We start from the raw sequence: 8,672 nt of genomic DNA on the forward strand, positions 1-8,672 counted from the left end.
GCTGCTTCTGCTTTCGTGTGGGCTGGCGGTGCGATCACCGGGAGATGACGACCTTCAGGGCGTCGTGGGTGTCCGCGTTGGCGAAGACGTCGTAGGCGTCGAGCATCTGATCGAGTTGGAAGGAGTGCGTGCCGAAAGCGCCGGCGTCGACCTTGCCGTGCGCCAGGAGATCCAGCAGGGTGCCGACCGTGGTGCCGTTGACCAGGCCGGTGGTCAGCGTGATGTTGCTGATCCACAGGTTCTCCAGGTGCAATGTCACCGGTTTGCCGTGCACACCGACGTTGGCGATACGCCCACCCGGGCGGACCACGGTGGTGCACACCTCGAAAGTCTCGGGTATTCCCACCGCTTCGATCGCGACGTGGGCGCCTTGGCCGTTGGTCAGTTGCAGGACACGCTCCCGAACATCCTCTCGCTGGCTGTTGATGGTCTCATCCGCGCCGAAGGCGATGGACCGCTTGAGCCGCGATTCCGAGATGTCGACGGCGATCACCGTTGCGGCACCGTACAACCCGGCGGTACGGATGGCCGACAGCCCGATGGGACCCGCACCGACCACCACCACCGAGTCCCCCGGCTTCACGGCCGCATTCTGGACGCCGATCTCGAACCCCGTCGGCAGCACGTCCGCCAGGAAGATCGCCTCTTCGTTGGTCACCGACCCGGGCAGCACGTGCACACTGGTTTCGGCGTACGGCACCCGGACGTACTCGGCCTGGGTCCCGTCGATGAGATGGCCGAAGATCCAGCCGATCCCGCCTACCGACGCACAATGGGACGGCATCGCCGCGCGACAGGGTCCGCACTTGCCGCACGAGGTGATGGCAGGCACCAGCACCCGGTCGCCCACCTGCAGATCGGTGACCGCCGAACCCACTTCGGTGATGGTGCCCACCGCCTCGTGGCCCAGGACCCGGCCGGCCGTGACGGCCGGGACATCGCCCTTGAGGATGTGCAGATCGGTGCCGCAGATGGTGGTGGTGTCAACACGCACCACCACGTCGGTGGGATCGACCAACTGTGCGTCGGGCACCTCGGTCCACGACTTCGCGCCCGGACCGTCGAACACCAGCGCTTTCACAGCGGCCTACTTCACGGTGAGGTCGAAGCCGATGTACTCGGCGGCGTCCTCGGGGCTGGCGAACAGCAGGGTTTTGTCGTCGAGGTGGACCATCCGCCCGTAGTGGGTGGAGCTGATCTCTTCGAAGATGGAGCCGTCGAACTCCTGGCCCAGCGCGTCGGTCAGTTCGGCGTAGTCGAACTCGATCACCTTCACCCCGTCGACCCGGATCATCGACGGGTACTCGGTGAGCTCCACCCCGTCCTTGGCGCCCATCACGTCGGCGACCACGCGCCCGATCGGGGTGTTCATCAAGGTGACGCCGCACTTGTTGGAGAACTCGGTGGCGGATCCGAATTGCATGGTCACTTGCTGTGCTCCTTGTTGTAGGACAGCTCGATCGACTCGAGCAGGGAGGCGAACTTGTCTTCTGCGGCGGCCAGGCTGTCGGCGAAAGTGACGGCCTTCTCTGCCGGCTGCGACCACAGGGGTTGCAGCGCTTGGGCGGCGGCCAGGCAGCGCGGCACCCAGGCGGCCAGCCACTGACCGAACAGTTCCTTGTTGGCTTCGCCGTACTGCTCGTCGCGGGTCAGCAGGCGGAACAGGTTTCGGGTGTAGGCCATATCGCGGTCGTAGTCGTATTCGCCGGTGCCGACGATGGTGGGGGTGATGTAGTCGCCGTTGCGCGCCGCGATCTGCATCACCAGTTCGCTGCGGAACAGCGACCCGACGAGTTGTTCGAAGACGATGTTGGTGGCGAACAGCAGCTCGCACCAGTCGCCGACCGCGGTGAGCTGTTCGACGACCTCTCTGGTGGGTTGCCATTCCGGCGCCGAGTGCCACGTCGCCCGGTGTGCCTGCCCGTCGAAACCCTCGCCCACTTCCTCGGACAGATCGAGGTTGAACAGCGCCAGGTCCTGCGCGAACCGCATCTTGTGGGCAGCGTTCACCGCGACGGCGGTGTTGATCATGTTCGTCGGGCCCGAACGCTGGATCGCGGTGAAGACATGCAGTGCCAGTCCGTTCTCGGCATGCATCCAGGCTCCGAGGTTGTTGGCCAGAAACCTCAGCCAGGCGGAGTTCCACCCGTCGTACACCCGCGCCCTCTTGGCGTTCTTCAGGCACAGCTCCACCTGACGCACCACCGCCGAATTGTTGCGGTAGATGGTCTGATTCCACTCCTCGTTGGGATCCAGGAAGGCGTGCCAGTTGGAGGACTTGGCGGCCGTCCACTCCTGCGGGTAACCGCCGGGCCCGTCACCGAACCCGTAGATCCAGCCCTGCGACAGATGCCGTTCCGGATCGGGCTGCACGTCGACGGTGACGTCTTCGTACATGGTGGCCCGCAGTTTGGCGGGCTTGTAGTAGGAGTACGCGCGGCTCTTGGAGCTGGGGAACTCCAGCGCCCCCGCCTCCGAGTCGGTGAACTCGATCTTGGGGAAGCTTCTCTGTTTCGGGGTGCTGACGCTGGTTGTTGACACTGGCTGGCCTTTCAGTCGAATGCGGGGCTGGTGAACTTGTCGTAGAAGATCTGGTCCTGGGGCACGGCCTGGGTTTCGAGCAGGGCCAGGGCGGCGTCCACCATGGGCGGCGGGCCGCACAGGTAGACCTCCGTTTTTGCGATGTGCGGCTCGTTGGCCGACACGACGTCGGTGACATTGCCGGCCTCGACGCGCACCGAGGCGGGCACGTCGTCCATCGATTCCGACAGGCATGCGACGAACGAGAAATCGCGCAGTCCTGCACCAGCTTTGGCGATCTCGTCCAGGTAGAACAGGTCCGCGGCGGTCCGGGCGCCGTAGTAGAAGCGGACCGGCCGGCTGCACTCGGTCTCACTCATGTGCCGCAATAGCGAGAGGATGGGGGCCATCCCGGCGCCGCCGCCCACACAGACCACCGGCAGGACGTGACCGTCCTTGAGCGTGAACGAGCCGTAGGGCCCGGTCAGGTTGATCTCGTCGCCCACACTCAGGCCGCTCTCCAGCAGGGCTGCGAACTTTCCGCCGGGATACTTCTTGATGAGGAATTCGACTCTGCCGGGCGAGGATTGGGTGGTCGCCATGGAGAACGACCGGTGCTCGTCACTGCCGGGGATGTGAACGTCGCAGTACTGGCCGGGTTTGAAGGCGAAGGTGGCCGGCTCGATCGGTTCCAGCTTCAGCGACACGATGTCGCGGGTCATGGGCACCAGGGCGGTGATGCGGGTCCGGATGTCCTGGATCGGCAGGCCGCCCAGCAGCTCGTCCTCGTCGAAGTTGAGCAACTCGATGGTGGAGTCACTGTAGGCGTGGGTGCGGCACAGCAGCACGTAGCCCTCGTCGACCTCGGAGTCGTTGCAGGCGAACGTCGAATGGCCCGCCATCTGGACGTCCCCGTCGAGCACAAACGACTTGCAGGCCGAGCACCGGCCCTCCCGGCAACCGTGCATCAGGTGGATGCCCTGCCGGAACGCCGCGTCCAGAATGTTCTCGTCCTCGCGGACCTCCATCTCGATGTCGACGGGTTCGAAGGTTATGCGGTGGATGTCAGCCACTGATTCTCCTGAGCTTGGTGATTTCGGCGCGCCCGTAACCGCTCAGCGGTCGCGAGCGCGCCGAAATCGCGGTCAACCGGCGCGGTAGGCGGCGACGTGTGCTTCCCGCTCGACATCGCTCATCTCGTTGAGCAAAACGTTGGGGCTGTTGAACACGTTGCCGCGCACGTCGTCCAACGTCCACATCTTCTTGGGGTCGAGATCCAGATGTGGTTGCGGGATCAGCGTTTTGCCGTCATCGCGGACGTATCCGAGGTCAGAGACGATATCGGCGAGGTCCTTGCCGTGGTGCAGGGTCTCCCACTCACGGAACCCGGTGAGGCGACCCATGTTCGGTGTGGGGCGGCCTTGGTATTCACTGCGGAAGGCCACCGCGTCGGTCCAGTAGCAGGTCTCCGAGCAGTAGGTGCGCCATTGGTCGTCCACCTTTTCGACCACCATGTCCTCGCGGATCAGGGCGGGCACCATGCAGGTCCAGCAGCGGTGCGGGTACTGGTAGCCGACTTCTTCGAATGCGATGGGCTTGTTGCGGCCCGGGTAGGCCAGCCGGTTGTAGTCCTCCCACCAGCGGCCGAACTTGTTGTACCACCCGGGGTACTTCTCCTCGAACCATTCGAAGTCCTTGTCGGTCATGGCATCGATGCGCCAGTAATTGACCGGCCAGCCGGTGGCGAAGAACCGGGCGACCTCGTGCACGTAGTGCTTGTCGACGATGCGTTTCCACGCTTCCTCGACCAGGTCGTGCGGGATGGTCAGGCCGTACTTCTCCAGCGGCAGCAGGTAACTGCGGTAGTAGTCGTCGTAGATCCACCGCCGCCACATCTCGGCGTAACTCTCGCGGTCCTTGCGCCGGTCCTTGGTGCCGTATTCGATGAAGGTGCCGATGGCGGCATCGACCACGCAGTGGTTGTTCCACCACGCGTAGCGCAGATCGCGTTCCAGCAGTGGGCGGTTACGTTCATCGGCCAGCGCCATCAGCAGGATCGAATAGCCGTTGGAGATGTGCCGGGATTCGTCGGACTGCACCGAGTGGAACACCGTCGGCAGCAGGTAGTCGCCGTTTGCGGCGGCCTCATCGGGCATGGCGACGAAAAGCGTGTTGGTGAACGCAGTTTCGGCCACCACCGTCAGATAGATATTGGCGGCGGTGATCGCGTCGCCGGTGATGAAGCCCTCACCGAACTGCCGGCCGATGGTGCCGGCGTAGTTGTTGGCGAACGCCTTCTCGGTGATGTCGAACCCAGCGGGATCGATGTAGTTGTTCATGTAGAGCTTTTTGAGATTCATCTGGATGGTCGAGTGCCGTACCTCGTCGATCATCTGGACCGCGAGACCGTTGTGGATCTCGGGGTTCGGCACCGCGTCGATGGCCATCGGCATGGCACGGGCGGCCGAGATCTCGGGGAACGGGATGATCGACAGGAACAGCTTCTGCCATTCCAGCCACCGCTGCTGCACCTGGCGGAACATGTTGCCGCGGATGGCGCCGTCCATGGCGCCGTAGACGCGGTTGTCCTTCTCCTCTTCCATCGGGAAGTACGACCGCATGATCTGCTTGAGCGGATCCTTCTTCGGAGCCTTCTCGAAGGTGTAGTCGGTGCCGAAGCGGGTCGCCGGTGTGGCGAAGGTCGGTTCCCACGACAGTTCGGTGATCTTCGCGTGAGCCTTGGTCAGGCTTTGCCTACTCAAAGTGCGCCTCCTGGGTGCGAGCCGACCGGATGCCGGCGAATTGGTGGGGCGTCACCGATACAACCGTGTGGCACCGCACACAGACGTCTCACTATGAGACACAGCTCACAATCGGACGGTCGTCGTCCGGCCCTCGAAACGGGACGCCGGAAATCTCAAAATGAGACGCCGTCGGGATCCGGCGGGCTTATTCTGCGGGATAGCCCACAGGACCGAGGTCAGCCCCACCATGGTCAACAGAGCCGATGCCGCAGTAGACGCCAGGCGCGCGCGGGAACAGTTCCTGACTGCCGGCGCGCTGAGCACCGACGCCGTCGATCCCGGGGTGCTCAATTCCTGGCGGCGATCCCGTGACCTGCAAGTGCACCCCGACCGCGTCGATCTACCGTACGTACGCGACCCCGACACCGACACACCGCTGACCCATGCCGCTGCCCCGGTGCTGCGCAGGATCGCCGAGGATCTGTCGTCGCAGGCGGTCAGTGTGGTGCTCACGTCGGCCGACGGGCTGATCTTGGACCGCATTGCCGCCGATCCACGATTCGAACGCACACTCGATGACGTCCGGCTGGCCCGTGGCTACAGCTATGCCGAGGAGTTCGCCGGCACCAACGGCATCGGAACCACACTGGAAACCGGCAGGGCGGCGTTCATCCAGGGCAGCGAACACTACGTGGGAACCCTTGGCCGGTTGGCGTGCGCGGGTTCGCCTATCCGCGATCCCATCACCAGACGCATGCTGGGAGTGATCGACCTGACGTGTTGGGCCGCCCAGGCCGACCCGTTGTTGTTCGTGCTGGCCAAGAGCGCGGGCAGCCAGATCGAAGACCGCCTCAGCGCCATGAACAATGAAACCGAAACCGCGTTGCTGGACGTATATCTCAAACAAACCCGACGGTATCCCGCGGGCGTGCTGGCGATCGGCGGGGATGTGGTGCTGATGAACCCGTATCTGCGCCGCGCTCTGGACGCCGCCGATCAGACCGCGTTGTTGGACCACGCGTCGGATATGGCGTCGGCGTCGACGGCCCGTACGGTCGTCGCCGCGTTGCCCAGTGGGGCCACCGTCAAGATCTCTGCCGTCGAACGTGTTTCGGCACGGGTGCGCAACGATAGCGTCGTGTTCCACGTCGCACTGCACATCACCGAGAGCATCGCGGCGCCCAGCGGCGGCCAGACCATTCCCCGACTTGCCGGCCGGAGCAGTTCGTGGCGGCGCAGTTGCCAACAGGTCGAGCGCTGTTACCGCGACCGTGACTGGGTGGTCATCGAGGGCGAAATGGGTTCGGGCCGTACCAAATTGGGACAATCGGTAGCGCAGTTCGTCACACCCGAACGCACCGTGCGCATCCTGCGCGTCGAATCATTCGACGACAGTGAGCAGCTGGTAGCCGAGTTCGACGCCGAGACCGACTGCGACGACTTCGCGGTCATCCTCTCCAACGTCGACGAGCTGACCGAAGAGGTGCTCGAGCCGCTGGCGGCCAGTATGCAGTCCTGCGCCGGCCGGGGCTGGATCGCCGCCACCATGGGTACCGAACGACGGTCGCCGCTGGTGGACATGCTGGTGCTGCCGTTCTTCACCCACACCGTGACGGTCCCCGCGTTGCGGCACCGGATCGAGGACCTCGACGAGCTGGTACCCATGCTGCTGAGCGAACTGACCCGTGGCTCCGGAGTCCGGATGGACGCCGAGGCCATGCGGCAGTTACGCAAGCTGCCGTGGCCCGGCAATGTCACCCAGCTGCGCAGCGTACTGGCCGAGACGGTGACCCGGCAGCGATCCGGAGTCATCGGTGTCGACAAACTGCCCGCGGCCTGTCGCTCGGTGACCCGACGCAAACTCACCCAGCTGGAGTCGCTGGAACGGGATGCGATTGTGCGCAGTCTGGCGGAGAACGGGGGCAGCAAGGCCGACGCCGCCGAAGCCCTGGGCATGTCACGCGCCACCATCTACCGCAAGATCAAGGACTTTGGGATAACTTGACCACGAGGCATTCGGCAGCTTGGCGCAACCGTGTGCTGCCTAAAGGCGACCGCACGCGCGACCCGCTGCCAATGGTGGTGGGTGGCTTCTCTAAAACGGTGACCTCCGTGGAGATTTCCCCAGCGCGCGTTGCATCGCGTAATAGTCGCGTTCGGCGTTGATGTGTTGTTGGCGGTCTTGGTCGCGGGTGCGTTTGCGGGTGGGCATGGTGGTAACCGGGTGCGCTGTGCGGCGTCTTGTGGGTGTCGGGGGTGGCAGGGTGGCGGTGGTGGAGTCCCAGTCGGGGAACAGCAGTCTGCTCGTCGGTTGCGTGATGGAGGTGTGGCCGGTGGGTGCAGTCCAGCGGACGTCGCCGTTGGGCAGTTACTCGTCATACCAGCCTTCACCAAAGGTCTTCGCGAGGTGATGTTCTCGGGCGACCTCGACTCCGGCCATGACGGTCAGCAAGTCCCGCCAGCCGCTGGGGCGTCGCAGGCCCTTGTTGTCGGCCCCAGCCTCGTGAATAACACGACCAATCAGGTCCGCATCTCAGAGGCGTTAACACTGTAGATCCCGCCCACACGGCCGGCGGTGCCCCTGACAGGTACCGCCGGCTCCGTCGTTGCCGAGCCTGTGGGGGTGGGTGCGCCCGAGAGTCGCAGCGGCTCATCAGGCCATGTGCAGTTGCCCACGGGGACAGACGCGGCCCAACAATGCCCGAAGTCGAGCTTCCTCGTCGCTCCCCCGGTAGCCGTCAACCCATGTCTGTGCCTGCGGCACCAACTCAGAAGGAAGGGTGTTGGCGCTGTTGGCAAACACCGCCAGCACATCTCGGATGGCCTTGGCCGGCTCACCGGCGCCGAGCCACACAAATACCGATGCACGCTGAGAAGTGGACAAGAGCATGGCCGCCGCGTCTGTCAACGCCCACGCGAAAGTCATTTCATCCCAACGCTTCACCGCGCCACGCCCTCACACTCGAGCCCGACGTCGTGTTCATGCGGCAAGCCCGTCACCGGAACGGCAGCACCTCCGACGGTGCCGGCATCACCTCCCTGCAAGAGTTGGCCTGAGGTGTCTTCGCCGAGCTCGTTGGCGTGATACTTGTGGGTGCCTTCGAGGTCGTCGCGGATGGCTTCCTGCGCGGCCGGTGGCAGGGTGTGCAGGATCCCGCGCACGCGTTCCTGACGGCGCCCCACAGCCTCGCGGTACGGCATGCCCGGCGTCGGGGTGACCTGCGGCGGCACACCTTCGATTTCCTCGACACCACCGTCGTGGTGACCGGCCTCGATCTGCGCGGCCTCTTCGGCCATCGTCGCTTCGTCCTTCTCCTCGGACATGCCGATGGGACCGATGCGGCGACCGTTGAGGAACTGCTTGACCACCGGCTCATCCGAGGTCAGCAGCACCTCACGGGGGCCGAA

At 64.6% G+C, this 8,672-nt stretch carries 7 protein-coding genes and 1 pseudogene; 1 reads left to right on the plus strand and 7 read right to left on the minus strand.

Features of this window, described 5'->3' with window-relative positions:
* Positions 1–34 precede the first annotated feature (34 nt).
* From AC3A6P_RS32330 to AC3A6P_RS32350, 5 genes are all read right to left on the minus strand, one after another.
* The gene (locus tag AC3A6P_RS32330; RefSeq protein WP_487696472.1) at positions 35–1,081 is read right to left on the minus strand and encodes a zinc-binding dehydrogenase; all 1,047 of its coding nucleotides are present in this window, start codon (positions 1,079–1,081) and stop codon (positions 35–37) included.
* Between the two features lie 6 nt (positions 1,082–1,087).
* Positions 1,088–1,429, minus strand: a complete 342-nt coding sequence (gene mimD / locus AC3A6P_RS32335) for a propane 2-monooxygenase effector subunit MimD (protein WP_487696473.1) — start codon at positions 1,427–1,429, stop codon at positions 1,088–1,090.
* A complete protein-coding gene (locus tag AC3A6P_RS32340; RefSeq protein ID WP_487696474.1) occupies positions 1,426–2,541 on the minus strand; it encodes an aromatic/alkene monooxygenase hydroxylase subunit beta in 1,116 nt (371 codons plus the stop codon). The genes mimD and AC3A6P_RS32340 overlap by 4 nt, the downstream gene beginning before the upstream one ends.
* Positions 2,542–2,552: 11 nt before the next feature.
* Positions 2,553–3,593 carry a 2Fe-2S iron-sulfur cluster-binding protein gene (locus AC3A6P_RS32345; protein ID WP_487696475.1) on the minus strand — a complete coding sequence of 347 codons (1,041 nt, stop codon included), beginning with the start codon at positions 3,591–3,593 and terminating at the stop codon, positions 2,553–2,555.
* A 72-nt stretch (positions 3,594–3,665) separates the two neighbouring features.
* Complete coding sequence (locus AC3A6P_RS32350; protein ID WP_487696476.1) at positions 3,666–5,282, minus strand: ferritin family protein; 1,617 nt, start codon at positions 5,280–5,282, stop codon at positions 3,666–3,668.
* A gap of 229 nt (positions 5,283–5,511) precedes the next feature.
* Here AC3A6P_RS32350 and AC3A6P_RS32355 point away from each other — a divergent pair, with 229 nt between their 5' ends.
* On the plus strand, positions 5,512–7,269 hold the full coding sequence (locus tag AC3A6P_RS32355) for a sigma-54-dependent Fis family transcriptional regulator (protein ID WP_487696477.1): 1,758 nt from the start codon (positions 5,512–5,514) through the stop codon (positions 7,267–7,269).
* A gap of 648 nt (positions 7,270–7,917) precedes the next feature.
* Here AC3A6P_RS32355 and AC3A6P_RS32360 read toward each other — a convergent pair.
* Entirely contained in the window at positions 7,918–8,208 is a 291-nt protein-coding gene (locus AC3A6P_RS32360; RefSeq protein ID WP_487696478.1) for a hypothetical protein, read from the minus strand.
* Positions 8,205–8,672, minus strand: a pseudogene (locus AC3A6P_RS32365) (hypothetical protein); the annotation flags it as partial. The gene AC3A6P_RS32360 and the pseudogene AC3A6P_RS32365, both read right to left, overlap by 4 nt.

This window comes from Mycobacterium sp. Soil_C_30, from assembly GCF_057656995.1.

Excerpts from the sequence above, each read along its gene's own strand:
- AC3A6P_RS32355 (WP_487696477.1), top strand. The coding sequence starts at position 5,512 with ATGGTCAACAGAGCCGATGCCGCAGTAGACGCCAGGCGCGCGCGGGAA.